Raw genomic sequence first — 26,475 nt, forward strand, 5'->3', positions numbered from 1 at the left:
GTGCCGAGGAAGCTGGCCTTGTAGTCGGGGCTGCGGCCCATCCAGCCGTAGGTCATCCGCGCCCAGGTGGCGATGGCGTCACGGTCGGCGCGTAGGTCGTCGGCCGACTTCGGTGCGCGGAAGAACGGCATCGTCACGCCGCCGTTGCCGGTGTCGGTGGGTGCGGTGACCTTGTCCTTCGTCGCCGGGTCGTGCATCGCGTCGTAGAGGCGCGCGGTCATCCGGATCGGGTTGCGGAAGGCCTCGTGGGTTGTCACGTCCTTGACGCGCTCACCGTTGAGCCAGATCTCGCGGTCGTCGCGTAGCGACTCGATGTACTCGTCGCCGGTCATCGGCTTGGAGGCGAAGTTCTCGGTGCGGTTCGCCTCGGAGTCGGCGGCGACGTTCACCTTCGAGCGGTCGACGGTCGTCGCCTCGGTGGTCTCGGTGTCGGGGGCGATGTCGATAGCGGTCATGATTGTCCTCACTTCGGTTGTGCGACAGGTGATGTGGTCGGTGGGCGGATGGTCGGTCAGGAGACCGCAGAGAGCGGTACGCAGCTCGGGGTGAACCGGGCGGTGGCATCGAACCAGCGGCTGTGCGGATCGTCGAGGTTGCCGCAGTACGCGGCGGCGCCGGAGGTCTCGCCGAGGTCGTGGAACTTGCTGCGGTAGAACAGGAGCGGCTCGGCTTCGGTGTCGACGTGGGCGTCGACGATCTCGCCGACGTAGATGACGTGGTCGCCGCCGTCGTAGGACGCCCAGGGGTTGCAGATGAGGGTCGCGGCGTTGCCGGCCAGCGCGGGGACGAGCCAGTCCGCGCTCCATTCCGGCCCGTGGTCCTGCGGCTTGCCGGCGAAGTGCATGGCGGTGTCGAGCTGATCCGACTTGAGGATGTTCACCGCGAACGGTGCGTCGTCGAGGTAGGCGCAAGCCTTCGACTTGCGGGTCAGCGTGACCTGGCAGAGCCGGGGCTCGATCGAGATCGGGGTGAACGCGGTGACCGTCGCGCCGTGCGGGGTGCCCTCGTCGTTCGCGCAGGTGATGACGGTGACGCCGGTGGCGAACTGTCCGAAGATGTTGCGCATCGTGCGTTGGTCCATGGGGATCAGCTCCTTTGCTCTGGCAGTGGCTGGTGGGTGTCTGGTGTGGCGGTGCGACCAAACGTATGACCGCCGTCACAATCCGTCGATCCGGATTGCGAAGGGTCGATCCGATGTGCGCAACGATGCGATCTGGATCGCTGCCACCTGCCAGAAGTGATGGCAGTCACAGTTACGCTGGACCTCGTGAGGGCAGAGCCACTTACCTCGGGGACCGACCACGCAGGGGGATCGATGTCGCAGCAGACACCGACGCCCCGTCGCGTCGTGGAGTCGGGGATCGCGGACTGGGACGAGGTCCACGAGGTCGTCGCAGATGCGTACTTCCCGCATGAGCTGCGTCCGCTGTCCCGCGACGACGCCTCGCACTATCGACTGGAATCGACGGCCATCGGCTCGACGGTGCTCGCGCGGATCGGCTTCGGCGCGGATGTCTCTATCGACTCCGACCATCCGGGGGCGTGGGCCATCAACATCCCGTTGTCCGGCAGCATCGCCTCGGTGACCGACGGCCGGGAGATCGTCTCCGAACCGGGGCAGGCGACACTCAACCCGCCCGACACTCCCACGGTGATCACCAACTGGAGCAAGACCTGCGAGATCATCGGTTTCAAGGTCGAGCGCGACTATCTGCAGCGTGAGATCGACCGGATCGCCGGACGGCCCGGCCGGTCGCTGACCCGGCAACTCGACCTGCGGACCGGGGCCGGTGCCGAATGGCTGGGACTGATGCGGTCGGCGCGCCAGCAGGTCGCACAGTGTGACAGCATCCTGCTTCGCAACCCGCGCATGGCCGAGCAGCTCGGCGGAATGCTCACCACCGCACTGGTTCTCGCGGCGCTACCCGAGACCGACGATCCGCTGGCCGGCACCCGGCCGCGCATGGTCAAGCGCGTCATCGACGCCATCCACGCCGACCCGGCACGACCGTGGACCGTGGGTGAGCTGGCGGAGATCGGGACGGTCAGCGCCCGCCGCCTGCAGCAGGGTTTCCGCGAATGCGTGGGGATGAGCCCGATGGAGTACGTGCTCGACGTCCGGCTCGAATGCATCCACAACGACCTGCTGACCTGCGGCGTCACCTCGACCGTCACCGACATAGCCACCCGCTGGGGCGTCATGCACACCGGCCGCTTCGCCGCCGCCTACCGACGCAAGTACGGCGTCGCGCCGTCGGAGACCCGGCGGATGGCCGGGGCCTAGCCGGTGCGACCTCATTTCGCCCCCAGCAAAACACCGCGCCCGGATGTTCGCGAGAACATCCGGGCGCGGTGGTGAGAGGGGCTGAGAAGACTAGGCGATACCGTCGAACAGGCTTGTGACCGAGCCGTTTTCGAAGACCTCGCGGATCGTCTGTGCGAGCAGCGGGGCGATCGACAGGACGGTCAGGTTCTCGAAACGCTTCTCGGGCGGGATGGGCAGCGTGTCGGTTGCGATGACCTCCTTGGCGCCGCAGCCGGCGAGACGCTCCGCGGCCGGGTCGGAGAAGACGCCGTGGGTGGTGGCGATGATGACGTCGCCGGCACCGGCCTCCTTGAGGACGCGGACCGCGCCGGCGATGGTGCCGCCGGTGTCGATCATGTCGTCGATCAGGACACAGGTGCGTCCCTCGACCTCACCGACCACGCGGTTCGACTTGACCTGGTTGGGAACCAGCGGGTCGCGGGTCTTGTGGATGAAGGCCAGGGGAGCGCCGCTGAGGGCGTCGGCCCACTTCTCGGCGACGCGCACGCGACCGGAGTCCGGCGACACGACGGTCACGTTGTCGGTGCCGTAGTTGTCGCAGACGTAGCCGGCGAGCTGGCCGAGGGCGTGCATGTGGTCGACGGGACCGTCGAAGAAGCCCTGGATCTGGTCGGTGTGCAGGTCGACCGTGATGATGCGGTCGGCGCCCGCGGTCTTGAGCAGGTCGGCGATGAGGCGGGCCGAGATGGGCTCGCGTCCGCGGTGCTTCTTGTCCTGGCGGGCGTAGGGGTAGAACGGCAGGATCACGCTGATGCGCTTGGCCGAACCACGCTTGAGCGCATCGATCATGATCAGGGCTTCCATGACCCACTGGTTCAGCGGGTAGGGGCAGCTCTGCAGCACGAACGCGTCCGAGCCGCGAACGGACTCCTCGAAACGGACGAACAGCTCGCCGTTGGCGAAGTCGCGTGCCGTCTGGGGGGTCACCTTGATGCCCAGTTCTTCGGCGACTGCTTCAGCCAGTTCGGGGTGGGCACGACCAGAGAACAGCATCAGGTTCTTCTGGTTGTCGGTGGTCCAGGTCATGAAAACTCTTCTGTCCGTTTCGGTTTCGATCAGTTGGGGCGTCCTGCCGCGAACGGCAGGGGTTTTCGGGTCCGCTAGGCGGGCCCGGAGTCCTTGTCGCGTGCCGCAGAGGCGTTGCCGAGTGCCTCGATGGCTGCCTGTGCCGCCGCGGTGTCGGGCCGCTTGCGCACGACCCAGTCCTCGATGACACGTTGTGTTCCCGCCGAGACCGCGAGGGCTCCCGGCGGTACATTTTGCCGCACGACGGTTCCGGCGCCGGTATATGCCCCGTCACCGATGCTCACCGGGGCGACGAACATGTTGTCCGAGCCGGTGCGGCAGTGGTCGCCGATCACCGTGCGGTGCTTGTTCACGCCGTCATAGTTGACGAAAACGCTCGACGCCCCGATGTTCGTGTGCTCGCCGATCGTGGCGTCGCCGACGTAGGTGAGGTGCGGGACCTTGGAGCCGTCGCCGATCGTCGAGTTCTTGGTCTCCACGAAGGTCCCGATCTTGCCCGCGACGCCCAGCACGGTGCCCGGGCGCAGGTAGGCGAACGGACCGACCGAGGCGCTGCCGCCGATGACGGCGTCGCTGCCGTGGGTGCGGATGACATGGGCGCCCTCGCCGATCGTGACGTCGGTGAGCGTGGTGTCGGGCCCGACGACCGCGTCGGCGGCGACGTGGGTACGGCCGTAGAGCTGGGTGCCGGGTTCGATGCGCACATCCGGTTCGATCGTCACGTCGATGTCGATCCAGGTGGTGGCCGGGTCGACGACGGTGACGCCGTCGACCTGGTGGCGGCGGATGATCCGGCGGTTGAGCTCGGCGCCGAGGTCGGCGAGCTGCGCGCGGTCGTTGCAGCCGGCGACGAGCACGGGATCGGCGACGGTGAACCCGCGGACGGCCTGGCCGGCCTCGCGGGCGATCTCGACGATGTCGGTGAGGTAGAACTCGCCCTGGACGTTGTCGGTCGACAGCTTCGACAGTCCGTCCCGCAGCGCGGTGGCGTCGACGGCGTAGACGCCGGCGTTGACCTCGGTGATGGCCCGCTGCTCGGGAGATGCGTCCTTGTGTTCGACGATGGCGCGCACCGAGTCGTCGTCGGCGCGGATGATGCGTCCGTAACCGGTCGGGTCGTCGGCGATGAAGCTGGTGAGGGTGACCGCGGCGCCGCCGTCGGCGGTGTGGGTCCCGATGAGGCCGCGGAGGGTGTCGGCGTCGAGGAGCGGGACGTCGGCGGCGGTGACGATGACGGTTCCGTCGAAGTCGTCGGGGAGTGCGGTGAGTCCGACGCGGGCGGCGTCGCCGGTGCCGCGCGGCTCGTCCTGCTCGGCGATCGCGATTTCGCGGCCCAGTGCGGTGGCGAGGTCGGCGACGGCTGCGGAGACCAGCTCACGCTCGTGGCTGACCACGACGACGAGGTGCTCGGGATCGATGCCCGAGGTGCCGTGGAGCGAGTGGCCCAGGAGTGATCGGCCGGCAATCGTATGGAGGATTTTGGGGGTCTTGGACTTCATCCGGGTACCGGCACCCGCGGCCAGCACGATCACGGCCACAGATGACGACGTTCCCGACATCGAATGCCCACCCTCTTCCTGATCGGTGTTCACGTCGGGTGCGATCCTACGCACCGGTACTGCGGTTCCGATAACGCGCCGCACCGATTCTCGCTGAATGCGGCGCCGTCACGTGATGGAACACACGTCTTCGGACCTCACCTGATAGAACACAGGGGACCGCGTTTCCCCGAGCGTTCGATCGGCGCGCCTTGGGCGTTCGGCTTCGACGCGCAGGCGGGGAGCGGACCAGCGCGGGCCGGGCGACCGGCCCGCACACCTGACCAACGGAGGTATGAATGAGCACGCAGAAGACCGCGATCGTCACCGGCGCGGCACGGGGCATCGGTGCTGCCGTGGCCAAGCGACTCGCCGACGACGGCCTCGCCGTGGCCGTCCTGGACCTCGACGCCGACGCCTGCGCCGACACCGTCAAGGCCATCACCGACAAGGGCGGCAAGGCCATCGCCGTCGGTGCGAACGTCGCCGACGAGGCGTCGGTCCAAGCCGCCGTCGAGAAGGTCGCTGCCGAGCTCGGTGGACCGACCGTCGTCGTCAACAACGCCGGCATCACCCGCGACAACCTGCTGTTCAAGATGACCGTCGAGGACTGGGACGCCGTCATGGCCGTCCACCTGCGCGGTGCCTTCAACGTCACCAAGGCGGCCCAGAAGTACATGGTCGACGCCGGCTGGGGTCGCATCGTCAACCTGTCGAGCACCTCGGCTCTCGGCAACCGCGGCCAGGTCAACTACTCGGCCGCCAAGGCCGGCATGCAGGGCTTCACCAAGACCCTGGCCATCGAGCTGGGCAAGTTCGGCGTCACCGCCAACGCCATCGCCCCCGGCTTCATCGAGACCGAGATGACCGCCGCCACCGCCGAGCGCGTCGGCGTGCCCTTCGAGGACTTCAAGAAGGCCGCCGCCGCCCAGATCCCGGTGAACCGCGTCGGCGTCCCCGAGGACATCGCCCACACCGCGTCGTTCTTCATCAGCGAGGGCGCGGGCTTCGTCTCCGGACAGGTCGTCTACGTCGCCGGCGGCCCGAAGGACTGACCCCCAGACGTCATCTCGACGCCGCGACCTCGATCGAAGTCGCGGCGTCGAAATGAGGTCTTGCTGACGAGAGTGCCCGGGTCGGTGCGCCGCGGGCCTGTGGCACAATCGTCAGCGCAGTATTCCCCCATGGTGTAATCGGCAACACTTCTGATTTTGGTTCAGGCATTCCAGGTTCGAGTCCTGGTGGGGGAGCTCTCGCGAAGCGTGTGCGCCGCTAGGCGATGAACCCCTCCTCCTTCAGCCAGTCGTAGGCGACGTCGGCGGGGTCTTCGCCGTCGATGTCGATGCGGCCGTTGAGTTCCTGCATCACCGAGTCGGTCAGCTTGGTCGACACCGGCGCCATCAGTTCGGCGATCTCCGGCGCCTGCTCGTTGAGCTTGGTGCTGACGACGACGCATCCGCTGTACGGCAGGAAGAACTTCCGGTCGTCCTCGAGGACTGTGAGATCCAGGTTCTTGATCCGACCGTCCGTCGAGTACACCATGCCGAAATTGCAGGGTTCGCTCTTGGCCGTCGAGGTGTACACGACACCGGAGTCCATGGTGGTCACGTTATTCTTCGGCACACCGTTGGGCGTGCCGAGTGGCATGTCGTAGGCCTTCAGCATCGGGATCATCCCGTCGGCGCGGCTCAGGAACTCGTCATTGATGCAGAACGTCCGCTCGGACACGGGGAGCTTCGTGATGTCCGACATCGTCTTCACGTCGAGACGCTTCGCCGTGGGCGCCGACGCCGCGAACGCGTAGGTGTTGTTGAACGACGCCGGCGGCAGCCACTCGGCGCCGTTGGCGCGGTCGGCGTCGCGCACCCGCTTCCACAGCTCGTTCGGGTCGGAGATGGTCTCCGTCTCGCCCAGGTAGGTCTGCCAGGCGGTACCGGTGTACTCCCACAGGATGTCGGCGTCACCGTTGAGCAGCGCCTGCCGTGAGGACATCGAACCCGGTGCGTTGGTGAGGTCCTCGACCGCAGCACCCGCCGCGCCGAGGTAGGTCGCGGTGATCTTGCCCAACAGAACCGATTCGGTGAAGTTCTTCGACGTGACCCGGACCTTGGTGCCCTCCAGGGGTGTCGACCCGTCGGTGAGGAAGGCCTCGCGGAAGGTGCCCGACGAGCTGACCAGCCCGCAGCCCGCGACCACCACCATGAGCATCGCCGTGACGACGGCCAGGACGGACTTTCTCATGAGATTCCTCGCGGTGTCGCGGCCAGTTCGACGAGCCGTCCGAGCCAGTCGATCGTCATCGCCAGGAGTGCGACCAGAATCGCGCCGGCGACGAGCAGTTTCGGCAGGAACAGGGTGATGCCGGTGGTGATGAGCGTGCCGAGGCTCGTCGCACCGATGAACGTGCTCAGGGTCGCGGTACCGACCAGGATGACCAGCGCGGTGCGCACGCCGTTCAGGATCACCGGAACAGCGAGCGGCAGCTCGACCTGGAAAAGCGTTCGTGCCGCGGACAATCCGATGCCGCGGGAGGCCTCGACCGTCCGCTGGTCGACCTGGCGCAGACCGACGATCGTGTTCTGCAGGATCGGGAGCACGGCGTAGACGACGAGACCGACGACCGCCGTGTTGAAACCGGTGCCGAGCCAGAACGTGAACAGCACCAGCAGACCGATGGCGGGGGCCGCCTGCCCGATGTTGGCGATGTTGACCGCAATCGGGTTGAGCCACTTCAGGGATGGGCGGGTCAGTGCGATGCCGAGCGGGATCGCGATGCACACCACGATCACGGTGGCGGTGAGCGTGAGCTGGATGTGGTCGAGGATCGTCGACCGAAGGGCCGGCCACGACATCGAGGCGCTCTCGGTCTCGGTGAACGTGGTTCGCTGGTACCAGATCAGGAACCCGACGCCGATGACGATGATCACCAGGGGTTCGAACCAGACATCGATGGGGATCTTCGCGAACCGGCGCCGGAAACCATTCCGAGGTGGTTGGACCGGTGCCTCTGACGCCGCGGTGACCCGCGCGGACTCGTCGGCGACGGCGGTCATCGTTCGGCGCTCGGTTCGGCGGGCGCGGACTCGTCGTCGGCCGCGACGACCGGGGTCTCCGCAGGCGCGGTTCCCTCGGTGTGGTCGATGTAACCGACGTGGTCGTCGTCCCGGACATCCGCGAGCTGTCCGCGGATCGCCTCCATCACCGACGCGATGTTCAGCGCGCCGATCGCCGCGCCGCGTCCGTCGGTGACGAGGACGCCGCCCTGGCTGGTGGCGAGCATCGAGTCGAGGGCGTCGTTGAGCGTCGACGACTGTGCGACGACGGGCAACCGCGGGTCGAGGTAGTCCGACACCTCGGGTTTGGCGGCAACCTCGGCGATGCTCGGCCAAGCGCGCGGCCGGCCGTGATCGTCGACGACGACCAGCCACTCCTCGCCGGCGGCCCGGGCGCGGGCGACGACGCCGCCGGACGATTCGCCGACACGGGCGGTGACCACCTGCTTGAACTCGACGTCGCGCACGCGGGTGAGGGTCAGGTGGGCCAGTGTCGCGCCGGAACCGACGAACTCTTCGACGAACGGGCTGGCCGGGTTGGCGAGGATCTCCTCCGGCGGGGCGAACTGTTCGATGTGTCCGCCCTCGGAGAGGATGAGGACCTTGTCACCGAGTTTGGTGGCCTCTTCGAAATCGTGGGTGACGACGACGATCGTCTTACCCAGCTCGTGCTGGATGGCGATGAGCTTGTCCTGCAGGCGGGCTCGTGTGATGGGGTCGACGGCGCCGAACGGTTCGTCCATCAGCAGGACGGGCGGGTCGGCCGCCAGCGCACGGGCCACGCCGACGCGCTGCTGCTGACCGCCGGACATGTCCTTGGGTAGGCGGTCGGCGAAGGTCGCGGCGTCGAGTCCGACCAGGTCCATGAGGTATTCGGTGCGCTCGGCGATGCGTTTCTTGTCCCACTTGAGGATTCGCGGGATGGTGCCGATGTTCTTGCTGACCGACCAGTGGGGGAAGAGTCCGCCGGACTGGATGACGTAACCGATGGATTGGCGGAGCTTGTCCGGGTTCTCCTCGGTCACATCGCGTCCGCCGATGTAGATCCGGCCTTCGGTGGGCTCGATGAGCCGGTTGATCATCTTGAGGGTCGTGGTCTTGCCGCAACCCGACGGGCCGACGAAGGCGACGATGTCACCGGCGTCGATCTCTAGGTCGAGTTGTGCGACCGCGGGCTTGGACTGGCCCCGGTAGCGCTTGACGACGCCTTCGAGGCGGATCGATTCGCCGGTGACGACGCGACCGTTGGCGCCGGACGACGGTTGGCCGGTCGGGGTTTTCGACGACGGGGCGGTGGTGGAGTCGGTCATGAGAGTCCCTTGGAGATGGTGAGTCGGCCGAGCAGAACCAGGAGAGCATCGAAGACGAGCGCGATGATGACGATGAGAAGCGTTCCGGCCAGCGCTGATTCGAGGGCGTTCGCGCCTCCGAGTCGTGCGAGGCCGTTGAAGATCAGCGATCCCAGGCCGGGGCCGAGGACGTAGGCGACGATCGCCGCGACGCCGACGATCATCTGCGTGGACACCCGGATTCCGGTCAGGATCACCGGCCACGCGATCGGTAGTTCGACCGTCAGCAGGATGCGCCAGCGTGAAAGTCCGATGCCGCGGGCGGATTCGACGACCGAGGGCGGCACCGAACGCAAACCGACCACCGCGTTGCCGATCACCGGGAGCATCGCGAAGAACGCGAGCATCAGGAACGACGGTGTCACGCCGAGCCCGAACGGGACGATCAGCAGCGCGAGCAGGGCGAGCGACGGAATCGTCAGCGCCACACGACTGGACGTCAAGGTGAGTGCCGAGGCCAACGGAAGCCGGTAGACCAGGGCGGCCACCGCGATGGCGACGAGGGTGCCGACCAGCACGGTTTGGAAGGACAGCGACGCATGTTGGTACGTCAAGAACGTGAGGGAGCGAGCGTTGTCGCCGATGTAATCCCACAATTGCACGGTTGTGTTCCCATCCCCTTTTTGGTGAATGCGACATTACGCATCGGCGTGAGCCGGTGCCGACATTTGTCGGATCACGCGTGCCTTTACCCTCACCGTGGGCGGATAACCCTCCACCGGTTGCGTTCGGCCACAGTCGGCACGATTCCGCGCACGTCGACCGTCGGTGACCACTCCGGGCGGTGTCATCCTGGAGAGGTGAGTGAGAGCGCCCCCGCCGATGCGACACCGACCACGACCGAGCTCGACCCGGAAGACGACCGGGCCCTTCTCGCCGAAGCCGTCCGTTCCTGGACGCGGATCGTCGCCTGGGTCCTGATCGTCGGCGGCGCGATCGGGTTCGTGGCGTCGTTCGTGCTCACCGTCGAACGGATCGAACTCTTCAAGAACCCCGATTACGTGCCGTCGTGCAACTTCAACCCGGTCCTGAGCTGCGGGTCGGTGATGGGCAAACCGCAGGCCGCCCTGTTCGGATTCCCGAACCCGTTGCTGGGCATCGCCGGTTTCGCCGTGGTGATCACCACCGGCGTGGCGATCCTCGCGGGTGCTCGTCTCGCGGGCTGGTACTGGGCGGGACTGCAGGTCGGCGTGACCGCGGCGATGACCTTCATCTGCTGGTTGATCTACTCGAGCCTCTACTCGATCGGCGCGCTGTGCCCGTACTGCATGGTCGTGTGGGCGGTGACCCTGCCGATCTTCGTCTTTGTCAGCGTGCGCAACCTCCACGCGAGCGGCCTGACCTCGCGATCCGGGGTGGCGCTCGCGGTCGCCCGCAGCCACGCCCTGATCCTGGTGCTCTTCGTGGCGGTCGTGATCGTGCTCATCGCGGTGCGCTTCTGGTCGTACTGGTCGAGCCTGTACTGAGGGTGGATCAGGGAGCAGAGACGCTCGCACCTCAGGGAGCGAAAGTGGCGCAACATTCGTGATTCTGCGGCGTCTCGTCCTAGGCTTGGCGCATGGCGATCGGACGTCCGGCGGAGGGTGCGGCCGAGGTGCAGCGCGCACCCCGGGCGCGGATGACCGGTGCACAGAGGCGGTTACAGCTGATCGAGGTGGCGCGCGGACTGTTCGCCGAACGCGGTTACGAGGGCACCTCCATTGAGGAGATCGCGCAGCGCGCAGGCGTTTCCAAGCCGATCGTGTACGAACACTTCGGTGGCAAGGAAGGTCTCTATGCGGTCGTCGTCGACCGCGAGATGGAGACGCTGCTCGAGATGGTGACCGCCTCGCTGTCGAAGAACCGGTCGTTGTACCGCATCCAGCAGGTCGCGCTCGCGTTGCTCACCTACATGGAGGAGCGCACGGACGGGTTCCGCATCCTCGTCCGCGGCGACAGCACCGCGTCGACCGGTGAAACGGCCACCTACTCAAGTCTTCTCAACGACGCGGTGAGCCAGGTCGAACACATCCTGGCCGGCGACTTCGAACGCCGCGGTTTCGATCCCGCCCTCGCCCCGCTCTACGCGCAGGCTCTCGTGGGCATGGTGTCGTCGACGGCCCAGTGGTGGCTCGACGTCCGGGAACCGTCGAAGGAGGTCGTCGCCGCCCATCTGGTGAACCTCTGCTGGAACGGCCTGACCCGCCTCGACCCGTCACCGGACCTCGTCGGTCCCGACTACGTCGAACCCCGCGAGCGGACGACGGCCGAGGACGGTTAGGCGAGCACCAGGCTCCGCTTGGAGAGCCCCATCCAGAACCCGTCGATGACCTGATCCGGGCGTTGTTCGACGTCGTCGCTCGCGCCGAGCGCGACGAACAGCGGCGCGAAGTGTTCGATCGTCGGATGTGCGTACGGCATGCCGGGTGCGGTCTGCCGAAAGCGGATGAGCGACTCCACATCTCCGGCGGCGAACCGTTCGGCAGCCCATGAGTCGAACTCGGCCGACCAGCTCGGGGGAGTCGCCTCCGGCCGCCAATCGCGCAGGAACGGCAGGCCGTGGGTGGTGAAACCGGACCCGATGATCAGGACGCCCTCGTCACGCAGCGGTGTGAGGCGTCGGCCCAGTTCGAGCAGCCGCTCGGGGTCGAGGCTCGGCAGGGAGATCTGCAGGACCGGGATGTCCGCCTCGGGATACATGACGGTCATCGGTACATAGGCGCCGTGGTCGAGGCGACGGTTGGGGTCGTGGGCGATCGTTTCGCCGTCGGGCATCATCGCGGCGACGCGTCGGGCCAGTTCAGGCGCGCCGGGCGACCGGTACCGGACGCGGTAGTACTTCTCCGGGAAGCCGCCGAAGTCATAGGTCAGCGGCGTCCGGGAGTCGGTGGAGCCGATGGTCAGGGGTGCCGCCTCCCAGTGCGCGGACACGATGAGGATCGCCGTCGGACGGGCGAGCTCGCCGGCAAGCTTCTCCAGCTGGCGGACCCAGGTGGGGCTGTCGACGAGCGGCGGGGCGCCGTGGGACAGGAAAAGCGCGGGTTGCCGGGTGGGGGAGTTCGAGCTGGGCATGCCCGATCTTAACCGGACTACGGTCCGTTTCGTTCCCGAGGGCCGCGGAGGACGGGGAATCGGCGTGCCGCCCACGTCGTCTCGCACACGGCGATAACGTTCGAGACATCCCCGGCGGCGGCTCGCGGGCCAGAGCGGAAGGGACTCCCGGCACGTGGAGACAGTCGGCATCTATCTCGTCGTCATCTTCGGATGTGGCTTCCTGGCGCGACTGGTCCGTCTGCCGACGCTGGTCGGGTACCTGGCGGCAGGCTTCATCCTGCACTCGCCGGGCATCGACGACCTGCCGATCATCGACACGCTCGCAGATCTGGGCGTGACGATCCTGTTGTTCACCATCGGTCTCAAACTCGATCTGCGAATGCTCTACCGGCGCGAGGTCTTCCTCACCACCGGGATCAATCTCGGGGTGCTCCTCGGCCTCACCACCGGCTTCCTCGGACTGCTCTCGGTGCTCGGCGTCGAGATGCTGGCGGGCGAGTCGTGGAAGACGCTCGCCCTGCTCGGTTTCGCGTTGTCGTTCTCGAGCACGGTCTTCGTGGTCCAGGTCCTCGACGAACGCTCGGAGTCCCACTCCCTCTACGGCCGCATCGCCATCGGCATCCTGGTGCTGCAGGACGTCGTCGCCGTCGTCTATCTCACGGCGCGAAGCGGGGAGCCACCCAGCCCCTGGGCGTTCGCACTGCTGCTCCTGATCCCCGGCGCATGGATCGTCCGGCGACTCTGGAACCGCCTCGGGCACGGCGAACTCCAGACGCTCTTCGGCGTCACCATGGCGCTCGTGCCGGGGTACTGGCTGTTCGAGACCGTCGGCATCAAGGGCGACTTCGGCGCCATGGTGATCGGCGTCCTGCTGGCCTCGCATCCGCGAGCCGGTGAGCTGTCGCGCACGCTGTTCGGACTCCGCGAACTGCTCCTGGTCGGCTTCTTCGTCTCGATCGGCCTGCACGTGACGCCGACCCTCGACACCGTGCTCGTCGGCCTGGTCCTCGTGCTCCTCCTGCCGCTCGAGGCGGCGCTGTTCACCTTCGTGCTGGCCATGTTCGGTCTGCGCCGGCGAACCTCGATCCTGGCCGGGCTGGCGCTGGCGAACTTCTCCGAGTTCGGGCTCATCGTCATATCGAACGGCGTGAGCAACGACCTGCTCGACGACGACTGGCTGGTGGTCACCTCGGTCGCGGTCGCGGCGAGCTTCGTGTTCTCGACCCTCGTCAACCGTCGCGGTTCCAACCTGGTGGCTCGGCTCTCGGCATACGTCCCGAGAACGGCGGCCGCGAGCGCCCATCCCGACGACGCGGCGATCGACCTGGCGCCCGCCCGTGCGGTCGTCTTCGGTCTCGGCCGGGTGGGCAGCTCGGTCTACAACCGGCTCGCCGACGAGTACGGACTGAACGTCGTCGGCGTCGAGAACGATCCCCTGAAGGTGGCGAACCTGCGCGGGCGAGGATTCCGCGTGATCGAGGCGGACGCGACCGAGACGGGCTTCTGGGAACGGTGCGAAGGGGTCTCCGACCTCGACATCCTCGTGATGGCCATGCCGTTCCACGGGTCCAATCTGGTGGCCCTCGACCGGGTGGAGGAACGGGACTTCGACGGCACCATCGCCGTCGTCGCCCAGTACGACGACGAACGCGACGAACTGCTCGGCCGCGGCGCCGACGTCGCCTTCCACATCTACGAGGGCACCGGCGTCGGTCTGGCCGACGCTGCCGCCGAGGCCGCGGGACTCGACCGCTGAGACCTGACTACGAAGAGGGCTCCCAGAGGTCCTTCTGCATGTACACGCAGTCGATCCACTGGTCGGCCTTGTGGCCGATCGACCGCAGACGCCCGACCTCGGTGAACCCGAACCGCGAATGCAGGGCGACCGAGCCCTCACCGCCGGTCGCGGCGATCACCGCCACGATCTGACGCACGTTGTCGCGATTCGCGCGGTCGAGCATCCCGGCCATCAGTGCCGATCCGACGCCGCGACCGCCGTGGCCCGGACGGACATAGATCGAGTCCTCGGTGGACCGGTCGTACGCCGGCATCCCGCGGAACGTGCCGAGGTAGGCGTAGCCGACGATCCGTTCGAGACCCGCCTCGTCGAATGCTCGTGCCACCACGAACGGCCGCCCGGCGCCGGTGATCGCCGCGTACTTGGCGTGCCACTCGTCGAGCGTGGGCACGACGTAGTCGAAGGTCGCGACGGTGTGCTGCACGTAGTGCGCATAGATCTCGGCGACCGCCTCGAGATCGTCGATGGTGGCGTCGGACACCTGGACTCCGGCGGCGTCGACCACGGATTCGGGCTCGGTCATGCCGATGAGATTAGGCGAGCGCGGTCGCCCGACTCCACTGCTGTCATCGGGGCCCAATACAATCGAGCGAGTGTCGACGCCCCGTGCCCTGTCCGGTCTGGCCGCGCTCGCGTGTGCGGACAAATCCTTCCGCGAGGTGCACGAACGCCGTGCCGAACGTCGCCTCGACATCACTGCGCCCGACGCGGCCCGGCCGTTCCTCGTCTCCTGTCTGGCCGCAGGCTCCGACGCCCCGCTGCTGGTCGTCTCGGCCAACGGCCGCGAGGCCGACGACCTGACGGCCGAGCTGGCCGAACTGCTCGACGATCCCGATGCGGTGGCCCAGTTCCCCTCGTGGGAGACCCTTCCGCACGAGCGGCTGTCGCCGAGCGCGGACACCGTCGGCCAGCGCCTCGCGGTCCTGCACCGTCTCGCCAATCCCGGTGACAACCCGCTACGGGTCGTGGTCACCACGGTCCGCTCGCTCGTGCAGCCGATGGCGCCGGGCCTGGGCGAGGTCGCCACCGTCACCCTGCGCGAGGGCATCGAGGTCGACTTCGACGGCCTGCTCGCCCAGCTCGTCGAGATGGCCTACGAACGTGTGGACATGGTCGGACGCCGCGGCGAGTTCGCGGTCCGCGGCGGCATCCTCGACGTCTTCCCGACGACCGCCGACCACCCGGTCCGCGTCGAGTTCTGGGGTGACGAGATCACCGAGATCCGGGCGTTCTCGGTCGCCGATCAGCGTAGCCAGCCCGAGGTCGACGCCTCCGAGGTCCGCATCCACCCGGGTCGCGAACTGCTGCTGTCCGAGAAGGTGCGAACGCGCGCAAGCGATCTCGCGGCGGAGAATCCCAACGACACCGCGCTCAACGAGATGCTCGCCAAACTGGCCGAGGGCATTCCCGTCGAGGGGATGGAGGCGCTCATCCCGGCGCTCGTCGACGGCGAGATGCAGCTCCTCACCGAGGTCGTCCCCGACGGGACGCGGGTGCTCATCCTCGACCCCGAGAAGGTCCGAACCCGCGCGGCCGACCTGTCCAAGACAGGTGCGGAGTTCCTCGAGGCGTCCTGGACGGCCGCGGCGATGGGTGCGAACGCACCGATCGACCCGCGATCGGGGACCGGCATCGACCTGCAGGCCAGCGCCTACCGTTCGCTCGGCGACGTGCGCGAAGCGACACTACAGGCCAAGCGGCCCTGGTGGACGCTGTCACCGCTGTCCACCGGGAGCGGGAACGAACTGGAACTCGACCTCGCCCCCGGACCCGCACCGCGCGGCGACGAGCGCGAGATCGCGGCCACGTTCGCCCAGCTGCGGGCCCACGTGTCCGACGGCAAGACCGCCGCCATCGTCGTCACCGGCAAGGGCACCGCCCAGCGCGTCGGCGAGCGGCTGTCCGAGGCCGAGGTCCCGTATGTCATCGCCGAGCCGGGGCATCGTCCCGAACCGGGCGAGGTCGCGGTCTTCGGTGCCACGCTGCGCAACGGAATCGTCTGTGCCGACGCCGGACTCGTGGTGGTCACGGAGGCCGACCTCACCGGTACCCGCGTCGCGAACGTCCGCGACGGACGCAAACTCCCGGCCAAGCGCCGCAACCAGGTCGACCCGCTGGCGCTGACCGCCGGCGACCTCGTCGTGCACGACCAGCACGGCATCGGCAAGTTCGTCGAGATGATCGAACGCACCGTCTCGGGTGCTCGGCGCGAGTACCTCGTCCTCGAGTACGCATCGAGCAAACGCGGTCAGCCGGCCGATCGGTTGTACGTGCCGATGGACGCACTCGACCAGCTGTCCCGGTACGTCGGCGGCGAACAGCCGTCGTTGTCCAAGCTCGGCGGGTCGGACTGGCAGAACACCAAGCGCAAGGCGCGCAAGGCCGTTCGCGAGATCGCGGGCGAGCTCGTGCAGCTCTACGCCGCGCGCCACGCCGCCCCGGGACACGCCTTCGGGCCCGACACCCCGTGGCAGCAGGAGATGGAAGACGCCTTCGACTTCACCGAGACGATCGATCAGCTGACCGTCATCGCCGAGGTCAAGGCCGACATGGAACGTCCGGTCCCGATGGACCGCGTCATCGTCGGCGATGTCGGCTACGGCAAGACCGAGATCGCCGTGCGCGCCGCGTTCAAGGCCGTGCAGGACGGCAAGCAGGTCGCCGTCCTCGTGCCGACGACCATTCTCGCGCAACAGCATCTGCAGACGTTCACCGAGCGGATGAGTGGTTTCCCGGTTCGGGTGCGCGGGCTGTCGCGCTTCACCGACCCCAAGGAATCCCGCGAGATCACCGAGGCCATGGCCAAGGGTGAGGTCGACATCGTCATCGGCACCCACCGCCTTCTGCAGACCGGTGTCACCTGGAAAGACCTCGGTCTCGTGATCGTCGACGAGGAACAGCGTTTCGGCGTCGAACACAAGGAGCACATCAAGTCGCTGCGTACGCACGTCGACGTGCTGACGATGTCGGCGACGCCGATCCCGCGCACCCTGGAGATGTCGATGGCCGGCATCCGCGAGATGTCGACGATCCTCACCCCGCCGGAGGAGCGCCATCCGGTGCTCACCTACGTCGGCGCCTACGCGCCGAAACAGGTCGCCGCCGCGATCCGCCGTGAGTTGCTCCGCGACGGCCAGGTGTTCTACGTGCACAACCGGGTCTCGACCATCGACAAGACGGCCAAGGACATCGCCGCGATGGTCCCCGAGGCGAGAGTCGTTGTCGCCCACGGTCAGATGGGTGAGGATCAGCTCGAGCGCACGGTGTCGGGATTCTGGAACCGCGAATACGACGTGCTGGTCTGTACGACCATCATCGAGACCGGTCTCGACATCTCCAACGCCAACACGCTCATCGTCGACCGCGCCGAGAACCTCGGTCTGTCGCAGCTCCATCAGTTGCGCGGACGCGTCGGCCGTAGTCGCGAGCGCGGTTACGCCTACCTGCTCTACAGCCCGGACCGGCCGCTGACCGAGACCGCCTACGACCGCCTCGCGACGATCGCGCAGAACAACGAACTCGGCGCCGGTATGGCCGTGGCGCTCAAGGACCTCGAATTGCGCGGCGCCGGAAACGTTCTCGGGGCCGAACAGTCCGGTCACGTCGCGGGCGTCGGTTTCGATCTCTACGTGCGGCTCGTCGGCGAGGCCGTCGAGGCGTATCGCGCTGCGGCCGACGGCAAGCCCGTCGAGACCCAGGAGACCGGGGAGGTGCGGATCGACCTGCCGGTGGACGCGCACATCCCGGTCGAATACGTCGACTCCGACCGTCTGCGTCTGGAGGCGTACCGCAAGCTGGCGTCGGCCACCGACGACGCCGCGGTCGACGCGGTGCTCGTCGAGCTCAACGACCGCTACGGTCCGCCGCCGGTCGAGACGACGCGTCTGGCGTCGATCGCCCGTCTGCGTCTGCGGTGCCGCGAACGCGGCATCACCGAGATCGGGCTGGCCGGGCAGGGCGTCAAGATCTCGCCGCTGCCGCTCCTCGACAGCGAGCAGGTGCGTCTGCGCAGGCTCTACTCCTCGGCGACCTTCCGTGCGACGACGTCGGTGGTCACCCTCCCGATCCCGCGGACCGGGGGAGTGGGATCGGCCCGGCTGCGCGACGACGAGCTCATCGAGTACCTCACCACGTTCCTGACGCAGCTGAAGCCGGAGCCGAACGGCTGAGCCGGTTGTCGGCGAGGCGGGCGGCGTCGACGGGTTCGGGGGTTAGGTTGATGGACAACAGGGGGGTCGAGAAAGGGCGTACGACGAATGACGGTGGTGCTGCTGGACCCGGCACGGCCCGACCTGATCCCCATCCGGGCCCGCGCGTGGCTCACCGGACCGGTGAAGGTCACCGAGGACGTGCCCGCCAGTCTCCTATGGGAGTTCGACCACGTCGACGCGGTGTTCGACGAGGTGCTCGCTGAGACACCCGTCGACTCCGTACTGGTGAGCACCAACGCCGATCACCCACTCGTCCGCGCCCGTCTCGCCCGCGGTGAGCAGGTCATCACCGCGGCGAAGGTGTCGGGGATGGCCCTGCTCGACTCCGTCGCCCTCATGGACACCCTGCGCCGCAACGGCCCGTGGGAGAGCACCCAGACCCACCACTCGCTGCGTCGCTACCTCCTCGAGGAGGTCTACGAGCTGCTCGACGCCATCGAGGCCGGCGACCAGGTCGAACTGAGGGAAGAACTCGGGGACCTGTTGCTGCAGGTGCTCTTCCACGCGCGCATCGCCGCCGACGATCCCGAGGCGCCGTTCGACATCGACGACGTCGCCCGCAGCTTCACCTCCAAGGTGATGGGCCGTACCCCCGGCGTGCTGTCCGGTGCCCACGCCGACCTCGAGACCCAGATCCGCGAGTGGGAGGAACGCAAGGCCGCGGAGAAGAAGCGCGGCTCCGTCCTCGACGGCGTCGCGACGACGCAGCCGTCGCTGGCCCTGCTGCAGAAGATCCTCGAACGACTCACCGCGGCGTCGTATCCGGTGGACACCATCCCGGCCGAGACGTGGACCGTCACCGTCACGGCCGGCGACGACAGCATCGAGGCGCAGGCCCGGGACAAGGCCCTTGCGCTCATGGCGTCGGTCCGCGAGGCCGAGGGTCGCGCGAAAGAGCGTGGCATCGAACTGAATTCGCGCGAGGCCTGGGAGAGTGTGCTGCCAGACTGATGGGTTTCGCTCACCGAATCCGTTCCCGCTCACGCAAATTGGGTGAGCGCGAACGGATTTCGTGAGCGCCGCGCGTGGTGTACTACCGGGACGTCACTGCGGTGCGCATCACCTCGAGGGCGAGCTGCTCGTCGACCGGCCCGGTGACCGCGACGTCCGCGTCGGTGGCGGCGATGACGTCGGCGCACGTGAGCGAGAAGTGCGGCCCCTCGGTGAGGAAGGTGGAGAACCCCGCCGTGGAGGCGGCGAAGACGATGCGGGTGACACCGGCCCACACGCAGGCCGTGGCGCACATCGGGCACGGTTCCCCGCTCGCGTACATCGTCGCGCCGGCAAATCGGTCGGCGTGCCCGTCGGCGGTGGCCCGGCGAATCGCGTCGAGCTCCGCGTGCGCGGTGACGTCCCCGGCGGAGGCCACCTCGTTGCGGCCCTCGGCGAGTACCGCGCCGCCGGCGTCGACCAGTACGGCACCGAACGGGCGGTTCCCTCCGGTGGCGGCCTCGGCGGCGAGTTCGATGGCTCGCGTCAGGAACCCTTGCTGTGATGCGTTCTCGCTCATGCGCTCATCTCTACTCTGGTTCCGATGTCGGATGCGAGGGCGGCGTCGACGAGGAGGCGGGCGGTCACGAGATCCTGCAGGCCGATGCCCACGGAGTTGAACAGGGTGATGTCGTCGTCGCTGCGTCGGCCGAGTCGGGGATCGACGATCACGTCCCCCAGCTCGACCGCGACCGCGTCCTCGGTGAGGTGTCCTTCGGCGACCGCGAGCAGGACATCTCCCGACTTGGCCAGCGCGGTGGCGCGACTGTCGACGACGAGTCGGCCCGTGCCCATGCCGGGCCCGTCGATCTCACGGTGATCGGCGCGCGGCGGTGCGCCGACGGCGTTGAGGTGCAGTCCGGGGCGGAACCAGGCGCCACGGACGATCGGGTCCTTCGACGGGGTCAGCGTGCACACGATGTCGGCGGTCGCGAGGACATCGTGGGGTGTGTCGGCGTAGACGACCTGTACATCCAGATCGCTTGTCCGGCATCGGAATTCGTCGACGGTCGCCTCGGTGCGTGACCACACGACGACCTTGTCGATCGGCCGGACCCGGGCGATCGCGCGGGTGTGCTCGACGGCGAGGGTGCCCGCCCCGATGAGGCCGAGGGTCGAACTCGTCGAGCGTGCGAGGTGCGCGGTGGCCACCGCACTCGCCGCGGCGGTCCGGATGGCGGTGATGAGCCGCCCGTCCAGGACGGCCTCACATTCACCGGTGCGATCGGACACCAGCAGGATGGTCGACCGCTGGGTGGGCAGGCCGGCCGCACGGTTGCCCGGCATATCCGACAGCAGCTTCACGGTGCTGGCGCGCTGGCGGGTCGCGGTGGCGGCCATGGGCAGCACCGACCCGCCGTCGGGCAGCGGCATCACGGCCGGGGCCGGGTTGGCGGCGGTGCCGGTGGACAGGTCCGCGTGGGCGCGTTCGACGGCGTCGAAGACCGCGTGGCGGTCGATCAGCGCCGAGATGTCGGAGTGGGTGAGAACGAGGGTCATGGAACAGGGCCTTCCTGGAGACGTCAGACGCGGCCGACGTACGGGACGGTGAGACCGGACGGGGCTTTGCGCCCTCCGGCGAAACCGCTGACGGCGACGATCGCGAGAATGTAGGGCAGCATCACGAGCACTGCGTAGGGGATGTTCACGCCGAGTGCGGGCAGGGCGAACTGGAGCGCGCGGGCCGCGCCGAAAAGCAGAGTGGCCCAGATGATCCCGGACACCTTCCAGCGGCCGGCGATCACCGCGACCACCGCGAGATAACCCATGCCGGCGGTCATGTTCTCGCTGAATGAGCCGACCTCGGACAGTGCGAGCTGAGCGCCTGCCAGTCCTCCGGTTCCGGCCGCGACGAGCACCATGAGAACGCGGATCCGGTTGACCGCCACTCCGGTCCAGCCCGCCGAGGTCGCATCCTCGCCGGCCGCGTCGACCCGGATGCCGGTCATGGTGCGGGGCGAGAAGACCACGGCCAGCGCCGCGACGATCACGAGACAGGCGTAGCCCAGAACGGTCTGCCCGAACAGTGCGGGTCCGACGATCGGCAGCTCGCTCAGGACCGGGATGTGGATGTCGTCGAAGGCGGGCACGTTCTGCCCCTTGCCGTCGCCGAGGAGGACCCGCGCCCCGAACGTCGTCAGACCGAGGGCGAGCGCGTTGGCGGCCACGCCGGTGACGATCTGGTCGGCGCGCAACCGCACGCTCAGCAACGCCTGGGCCAGACCGAATATGAGGCCGGCGAAGACCCCGGCGACGGCGCCGAGGGTGGCCGAACCGGTTGTCGCCGACGAGAGCACAGCGGCGAACGCACCGGTGAGCATCATGCCTTCCATGCTCAGGTTGAGCACCCCGGCACGTTCGGAGATCGATTCCCCGGTGGCGGCCAACAGAAGCGGAATGGCGAAGGCGACTCCGCTGGTGAGCACTTCGGTGATCATGTCGGCGTTCATACGAGCACCTCCTCGGCGGCGCTGTCGGTGGTGGTCGCGGATGAGGGTTTGCGGGGTGGGCGGTTGGTGGTCGTCCACCAGGCGGCGCCCGCGATGAGGATGATCAGCACGCTCTGTACGACCGTGATCGTCGAGGCCGGAACCCCCGCGGCGAGCTGGAGATTGATGCCGCCCGAGACCAGGAAGCCGAACAGCAGGGACACCGCGGCGACGGCGGTCATCGATCCCCGGGCGAGCAGCCCGACGACCAGACCGGAGAACCCGAAACCAGAGGAGAACCCGTCGGCGAGGACGAACGGCGCCGTCGCCACCAGCAGTCCGCCGGCGACCCCCGAGAACCCGCCCGCAGCGGCCAGGCTGAGCGAGGAGGTGCGGTCGACGGGTACGCCGAATCGGGCCGACGCGGTGGGCGACAGCCCCACGCTCCGTAACCGCAGGCCGGTGACGGTGTGGCGCAGCAGGATTCCCACGGCGATCGCGGCGACCACTGCGATCACGATGGCGATCGTGGCCGGACTCTTCTCGAGCCCCAGCAGCGGGAGTCGGGCGGCGTCGGACAGCGGTTCCGACTGCGGCAGGGTTTCCGACGAGGTCATCGGCTGCCGCAGCAGGGAGGGTTCCTGGACCATCAACACCACCAGGGCGAGGCCGACGAAGTTCAGCAGCAGGGTGGTGATGATCTCGCTGGTGCCGCGGCGCACCCGCAACCAGGCGGCGATCGCGGCCCAGCCCGCACCCGCGAGCGCCGCGGCGAGCAGCACCAGCGTCAGGCCGAGCGGCAGGGGCGTCGAATGGGGAAGCGAGACACCGACGGCGGTCGCGGCGATCCCGCCCAGGCAGATCTGGCCCTCGCCGCCGACGTTCACCAGCCCGGCGCGGTAGGCGATCGTGAACCCGACGGCCACCAGCATCAGGACGGCCGCGCTGTTCAATGACGTGCCGATCGCGAAGGGCGAACCCAGGGTGCCGTCGACCAGTGCGGTGACGACCTCGGCGGGGCCGGCGCCGGCGGTGGCGGCCAGTCCCAGACCGACGAGCGCCGAGACGATCAGTGCGGCGACCGCGATCACGAGGGGATGGCGCAGATGCAGACGGTCCGACGACGGCAGACGCCGCGATCGTGTGGGAGCGGAGTTGGTGGTCATGCGGGTACTCCGGTCATGAGGACGCCGATATCGGTGGCGGCGGTGGGGGAGTCGGTGCTCACCGGTCCGAGCAGGGTGCCGCGGTAGGCCACGACGATCCGGTCGCACACGGCCAGCAGTTCGTCGAGTTCGCTGGAGGTGACCAGCACCGCGGCTCCGTCGTCGGCGGCCGCCCGCAGGCGTTCCAGCACGAAGGCGACGGCTCCGGCATCGAGACCGCGGGTGGGTTGAGCGGCGACCACGGCGCGCATACCCGGGGTGGACAACTCACGGGCGAGAACCACCTTCTGCTGGTTGCCGCCCGACAGCGAACCGATCGGGGCGTCGGGGCCGGCGGCCCGGATCGAGTAGTCGGCGATTGCCGTGGCGGCGTCGGCGCGGATCCGGGCGCGGTCGAGCAGACCCCAGCGGCGGTAGTCCTTGAGCCTCGGCAGCGCGAGGTTCTCGGCGATCGACAGCTCCCCGATCATGCCCTCGGCGTGCCGATCCTCCGGGATCACCGCCAGGCCCGCGGCTGTGCGGTGCGCCGGCGACCCGCCGGTGAGGTCGACGCCGTCGAGCTTTACGGTGCCGGCGTCGGCGGGCAGTGCGCCCGACAGCAGGGCGGTGAGCTCGGACTGACCGTTGCCCTCCACCCCGGCAACCCCGACGATCTCGCCGCGCCCGACGCTCAGCGAGACACCCGACAGGGCGGTGCTGCCGTCCGGGCGCGTGACGGTGAGACCGTCGAGCTCCAGCATCGGTTCGACGGCGGGCGCCGAATCTCCCTGGCGTCGAAGCGGGGTCGCGGTATGGGGATTCTTGTCACCGAGCATCAGGGTCAGCAGTGAGGGCAACGGCACGTCGGCGAGCCGCCCTCCGCCGACGACGGTCCCGCCGCGCAGGACGGTCGCCTCGTCGGCGGCGCGGGCCACCTCGCCGAGTTTGTGCGTGATGAGCACGACGGACCGGCCGTCGGCGGCCAACGCATGGCAGGTCGTGATCAACGCGTCGATCTCGTCGGGATCGAGGACCGCCGTGGGCTCGTCGAGCAGGATCAACCGGGGATCGTGCAGCAGGGCCTTGACGATCTCGACCCGCTGCCGCGCGCCGACCGTCAGGTCGCCGACCGTGGCGTGCGGATCGACCTGCAGCCCGTAGGAGTCGGCGATCCGGTCGAGGTCTGCCGCCAGTGCGCGACGCGGCGGTCGGAAACCCTTGCGTCCCAACAGGAGGTTGTCCTCGACAGTCATCGTCGAGATCAGCGAGAAGTGCTGGTGCACCATCGCGACGCCGGCCTGCAGCGCGTCCGACGGGTTGCGGGGCCGGTACTCGGCGCCGGCGAGGGTCATGGTTCCGATGTCGGGGGAGACCGTGCCGTAGATGGTGTTGCACAGCGTCGACTTGCCTGCGCCGTTCTCACCGAGGATGCAGTGGACCGAACCGGGTCGCACGGTCAGTGTCACCGCGTCCAGGGCGCGGACCGGGCCGAACGACTTGCCGATCTCTTCCATCGACAGCAGCGTGGTGGTGCTCATCGTCATCGCCTCTCGTCCGAGGTTCTCGCGACCGTCAGTACAGCTCGACGGAGTCGGCGATGACCGCGTCCTTGGCCTTCGACAGCGCATCGGTCACGGCCGGGTCGGTCGAGCACACGATGAAGTCGGTGCCGCCCTTGTCGGAGGTGATACCGAAGGGAACCTGTGCGGCAGTCCAGGTTCCGTCGAGCACCGAGGACACCGCGTACTCGATCTCGGTGCCGATGTCGGTCCGGACGAAGCCGGCGTAGACGGGGTTCGCGCAGTCGCCGGGGATGGGGCCGCCGTTGAAACGGTTGCCCGAGCCCTTGGCGGCCTGCTCGATGCCCTGCTTGCCGAGGTTCACGATCTGACCGAGGACGTCGGCGCCGCTCGCGTAGGCCGCGCCGGCGGCCTGCTTGGCCTTGGCCGGGTCGTTGAAGTCACCGACGTACTGCGGCGCGAGGACCTTCACATCCGGCCGGACGAAGCGGGCGCCGTTGCCGAAAGCCCCGGCGGCGTTGACGATTGCGGGGAGCTCCACCCCGCCGATGAAGCCGACGGTCCCGGTCTTCGACGACGACGCGGCCACCGCGCCGGACAGGAACTCCGCCTCGGCCTGCTGCGGGTCGTAGTAGGCCAGGTTCGGCAGCGGTTCGGCGTCCGCGGGTCCGCCGATCTCGACGAATGTGACGTCGGGGAACTGCGGGGCGACGGCGCGCAGGTCTGAGTCGGTCTGACCGCCGACGGAGATGACGAGCTCGTTCTGCGAGGCGAACCGCTGCAGGGTCTGCTGGTAGTCGGCGGCGGCGACCTGCTCGACGAAGCTGATGTCGACCTTGTCGCCGTACTCGGCCCGGATGCGTTCGATGCCGGCGTATCCCGATTCCATGAAGCCGGTGTCGTTGATCGATCCGGGGAGGAAGACGCCGACGGACAGGGTGTCGTCGGACGAGCCGGAGTCGGAGGTGCCGCACGCGGTGAGACCCAGGGCGAGCATTCCGGTGGCGACGAGGGACAGGGTCTTGGCGGTCGTGATCTTCATGGGGTTTCTCCCGATCCAGTGGTGTTTGTTAGCGGTATACCGTTACGAGAAGGATCGGGTCGTTCTATTACCGGCGGATGTCGAGCCGGTAAGAAGACTGTTACTGGTATACCGTTAAGTGTGCCGGTCGCGGATGCTGGAAAGCATTGAGAGAGAAGGAGGTCAACGGTGACAGCCGCAGAGGACGTGACCAACCGCAGATCGCTGCGGGACGTCGCCTACGACGAACTCCGAGCCCGCATCGTCGGACTCGAGCTCACACCCGGCACGCGACTGATCGAACGCGACCTGGCCGAGGAACTGGCAGTCTCCCGGATCCCGCTGCGCGAGGCGCTCCAGCGGTTGCAGCGTGACGGGCTGGTCGTCGTCGTACCCCGCCAGGGTGCGATCGTCTCACCCTTCACCGTCGACGACGTGCGCGACCTCTTCGACGTCCGCGAGAGTCTGGAAGTGCTTGCGGCCCGACTGGCCGCCGAACGCGCCACCGACGAGGGACTCGCCGCACTCGCAGCCCAGCTCGACATCGCCCGAGACGCCACCGAACGCCGCGACGAAGCGGCCATAGCCGAAGCCAACGCACGTTTTCACGGCCTGATCGTCGACCTCGCCGCCAACCCTCTGCTCGAATCGCTCCTGCAACCACTCGGGGCGCGGACACAGTGGCTGTTCCATCTGACCCGGGACCGCGATGCCGGCGTGCAATGCCGCGAACACGAAGAACTCCTCGCCGCGATCGCCGCCCACGACCCCGAACGCGCAGCCCACTCGGCGTTCCATCACGTGCACTCGGGACGCGAGGCCAGCCTGAAGATGGCCGCCGAATGGTCCGAGGGTGACATCGACCCGGTGCACCTCACCAAGAGCCGCCGACGGGGTGGGGCCTGACGGCGGATCCGACTTCCCGCTTGCCGGTTTTCTTCCCGCGTCTCGGCTTACTTCCCGCGTGTCAGGTCTGGCCAGCGGGAAGGAGTTGTGCGGGCGGGAAGGAAACCCGCACGCGGGAACTCACTCGAAG

24 protein-coding genes and 1 tRNA gene are annotated in these 26,475 nt (G+C 68.2%); 9 read left to right on the forward strand and 16 right to left on the reverse strand.

From position 1 onward, the window contains the following. Both OK17_RS17330 and OK17_RS17335 read right to left on the reverse strand, forming a co-directional pair. Positions 1-455: 4-hydroxyphenylacetate 3-hydroxylase N-terminal domain-containing protein (locus tag OK17_RS17330; RefSeq protein ID WP_461418180.1), on the reverse strand; the 455-nt coding region annotated here is incomplete at its 3' end. A gap of 56 nt (positions 456-511) precedes the next feature. Further along, positions 512-1,081, reverse strand: a complete 570-nt coding sequence (locus OK17_RS17335; protein ID WP_461418181.1) for a flavin reductase family protein — start codon at positions 1,079-1,081, stop codon at positions 512-514. A 234-nt stretch (positions 1,082-1,315) separates the two neighbouring features. Between OK17_RS17335 and OK17_RS17340 the strand changes: the two genes are divergently transcribed. After that, complete coding sequence (locus OK17_RS17340) at positions 1,316-2,284, forward strand: AraC family transcriptional regulator (protein ID WP_461418182.1); 969 nt, start codon at positions 1,316-1,318, stop codon at positions 2,282-2,284. A 90-nt stretch (positions 2,285-2,374) separates the two neighbouring features. Here the strand turns inward: OK17_RS17340 and OK17_RS17345 are convergent, their stop codons facing one another. Both OK17_RS17345 and glmU read right to left on the reverse strand, forming a co-directional pair. Further along, the gene (locus tag OK17_RS17345) at positions 2,375-3,352 is read right to left on the reverse strand and encodes a ribose-phosphate diphosphokinase (RefSeq protein ID WP_232719244.1); all 978 of its coding nucleotides are present in this window, start codon (positions 3,350-3,352) and stop codon (positions 2,375-2,377) included. A gap of 74 nt (positions 3,353-3,426) precedes the next feature. Further along, on the reverse strand, positions 3,427-4,911 hold the full coding sequence (gene glmU, locus OK17_RS17350; protein ID WP_232719265.1) for a bifunctional UDP-N-acetylglucosamine diphosphorylase/glucosamine-1-phosphate N-acetyltransferase GlmU: 1,485 nt from the start codon (positions 4,909-4,911) through the stop codon (positions 3,427-3,429). A 278-nt stretch (positions 4,912-5,189) separates the two neighbouring features. Here glmU and fabG point away from each other — a divergent pair, with 278 nt between their 5' ends. Together fabG and OK17_RS17360 are read left to right on the forward strand one after the other, a co-directional pair. Further along, complete coding sequence (gene fabG / locus OK17_RS17355) at positions 5,190-5,945, forward strand: 3-oxoacyl-ACP reductase FabG (protein WP_232719243.1); 756 nt, start codon at positions 5,190-5,192, stop codon at positions 5,943-5,945. Positions 5,946-6,068: 123 nt separating this feature from the next. Then, positions 6,069-6,140: transfer RNA gene (locus tag OK17_RS17360), tRNA-Gln, on the forward strand. A 22-nt stretch (positions 6,141-6,162) separates the two neighbouring features. Here OK17_RS17360 and OK17_RS17365 read toward each other — a convergent pair. From OK17_RS17365 to OK17_RS17380, 4 genes are read right to left on the reverse strand one after another with little or no spacing between them, the layout of a single operon-like run. Then, positions 6,163-7,131: a glycine betaine ABC transporter substrate-binding protein gene (locus OK17_RS17365; RefSeq protein WP_232719242.1), complete on the reverse strand. Its 969-nt coding sequence runs from the start codon at positions 7,129-7,131 to the stop codon at positions 6,163-6,165. After that, positions 7,128-7,943, reverse strand: a complete 816-nt coding sequence (locus tag OK17_RS17370; RefSeq protein WP_461418183.1) for an ABC transporter permease — start codon at positions 7,941-7,943, stop codon at positions 7,128-7,130. Before OK17_RS17370 ends, OK17_RS17365 begins: the two co-directional genes overlap by 4 nt. Beyond that, positions 7,940-9,253 carry an ATP-binding cassette domain-containing protein gene (locus OK17_RS17375; protein ID WP_461418184.1) on the reverse strand — a complete coding sequence of 438 codons (1,314 nt, stop codon included), beginning with the start codon at positions 9,251-9,253 and terminating at the stop codon, positions 7,940-7,942. The genes OK17_RS17370 and OK17_RS17375 overlap by 4 nt, the downstream gene beginning before the upstream one ends. Beyond that, a complete protein-coding gene (locus tag OK17_RS17380; protein WP_006867432.1) occupies positions 9,250-9,894 on the reverse strand; it encodes an ABC transporter permease in 645 nt (214 codons plus the stop codon). The genes OK17_RS17375 and OK17_RS17380 overlap by 4 nt, the downstream gene beginning before the upstream one ends. Before the next feature lie 198 nt (positions 9,895-10,092). Here OK17_RS17380 and OK17_RS17385 point away from each other — a divergent pair, with 198 nt between their 5' ends. Continuing rightward, entirely contained in the window at positions 10,093-10,758 is a 666-nt protein-coding gene (locus tag OK17_RS17385; protein ID WP_461418185.1) for a vitamin K epoxide reductase family protein, read from the forward strand. 92 nt (positions 10,759-10,850) lie between these two features. Continuing rightward, entirely contained in the window at positions 10,851-11,552 is a 702-nt protein-coding gene (locus OK17_RS17390; RefSeq protein WP_232719238.1) for a TetR/AcrR family transcriptional regulator, read from the forward strand. Here OK17_RS17390 and OK17_RS17395 read toward each other — a convergent pair. Next, positions 11,549-12,343, reverse strand: a complete 795-nt coding sequence (locus tag OK17_RS17395; protein WP_461418186.1) for a dioxygenase family protein — start codon at positions 12,341-12,343, stop codon at positions 11,549-11,551. The two genes, OK17_RS17390 and OK17_RS17395, sit on opposite strands and share 4 nt — an antisense overlap. A gap of 154 nt (positions 12,344-12,497) precedes the next feature. Here OK17_RS17395 and OK17_RS17400 point away from each other — a divergent pair, with 154 nt between their 5' ends. Further along, positions 12,498-14,081 (forward strand): cation:proton antiporter domain-containing protein, encoded by a 1,584-nt coding sequence (locus tag OK17_RS17400; RefSeq protein WP_461418187.1) that lies wholly within the window; start codon positions 12,498-12,500, stop codon positions 14,079-14,081. Between the two features lie 7 nt (positions 14,082-14,088). Here the strand turns inward: OK17_RS17400 and OK17_RS17405 are convergent, their stop codons facing one another. Next, positions 14,089-14,646 carry a GNAT family N-acetyltransferase gene (locus OK17_RS17405; protein WP_461418188.1) on the reverse strand — a complete coding sequence of 186 codons (558 nt, stop codon included), beginning with the start codon at positions 14,644-14,646 and terminating at the stop codon, positions 14,089-14,091. Positions 14,647-14,716: 70 nt separating this feature from the next. Between OK17_RS17405 and mfd the strand changes: the two genes are divergently transcribed. Both mfd and OK17_RS17415 read left to right on the forward strand, forming a co-directional pair. After that, positions 14,717-18,292 carry a transcription-repair coupling factor gene (gene mfd, locus OK17_RS17410; RefSeq protein ID WP_232719234.1) on the forward strand — a complete coding sequence of 1,192 codons (3,576 nt, stop codon included), beginning with the start codon at positions 14,717-14,719 and terminating at the stop codon, positions 18,290-18,292. An 87-nt stretch (positions 18,293-18,379) separates the two neighbouring features. Beyond that, positions 18,380-19,285: a nucleoside triphosphate pyrophosphohydrolase gene (locus tag OK17_RS17415; protein WP_232719233.1), complete on the forward strand. Its 906-nt coding sequence runs from the start codon at positions 18,380-18,382 to the stop codon at positions 19,283-19,285. Between the two features lie 82 nt (positions 19,286-19,367). Here OK17_RS17415 and OK17_RS17420 read toward each other — a convergent pair whose 3' ends face one another. From OK17_RS17420 to OK17_RS17445, 6 genes are read right to left on the reverse strand one after another with little or no spacing between them, the layout of a single operon-like run. After that, entirely contained in the window at positions 19,368-19,844 is a 477-nt protein-coding gene (locus tag OK17_RS17420) for a nucleoside deaminase (protein WP_461418189.1), read from the reverse strand. Then, positions 19,841-20,824 (reverse strand): ornithine cyclodeaminase family protein, encoded by a 984-nt coding sequence (locus OK17_RS17425; protein WP_461418190.1) that lies wholly within the window; start codon positions 20,822-20,824, stop codon positions 19,841-19,843. Before OK17_RS17425 ends, OK17_RS17420 begins: the two co-directional genes overlap by 4 nt. 23 nt (positions 20,825-20,847) lie before the next feature. After that, positions 20,848-21,774, reverse strand: coding sequence for an ABC transporter permease (locus OK17_RS17430; protein ID WP_461418191.1), 927 nt, complete (start codon positions 21,772-21,774; stop codon positions 20,848-20,850). Next, on the reverse strand, positions 21,771-22,919 hold the full coding sequence (locus OK17_RS17435) for an ABC transporter permease (protein ID WP_461418192.1): 1,149 nt from the start codon (positions 22,917-22,919) through the stop codon (positions 21,771-21,773). The genes OK17_RS17430 and OK17_RS17435 overlap by 4 nt, the downstream gene beginning before the upstream one ends. After that, positions 22,916-24,436, reverse strand: a complete 1,521-nt coding sequence (locus tag OK17_RS17440) for an ABC transporter ATP-binding protein (protein ID WP_461418193.1) — start codon at positions 24,434-24,436, stop codon at positions 22,916-22,918. Before OK17_RS17440 ends, OK17_RS17435 begins: the two co-directional genes overlap by 4 nt. A gap of 34 nt (positions 24,437-24,470) precedes the next feature. Then, the gene (locus OK17_RS17445; protein WP_461418194.1) at positions 24,471-25,460 is read right to left on the reverse strand and encodes a BMP family ABC transporter substrate-binding protein; all 990 of its coding nucleotides are present in this window, start codon (positions 25,458-25,460) and stop codon (positions 24,471-24,473) included. A gap of 168 nt (positions 25,461-25,628) precedes the next feature. Here OK17_RS17445 and OK17_RS17450 point away from each other — a divergent pair, with 168 nt between their 5' ends. Then, positions 25,629-26,345, forward strand: coding sequence for a GntR family transcriptional regulator (locus OK17_RS17450; RefSeq protein WP_461418195.1), 717 nt, complete (start codon positions 25,629-25,631; stop codon positions 26,343-26,345). The last annotated feature ends 130 nt before the right edge of the window (positions 26,346-26,475 follow it).

The organism is Gordonia sp. GN26 (genome assembly GCF_054823965.1).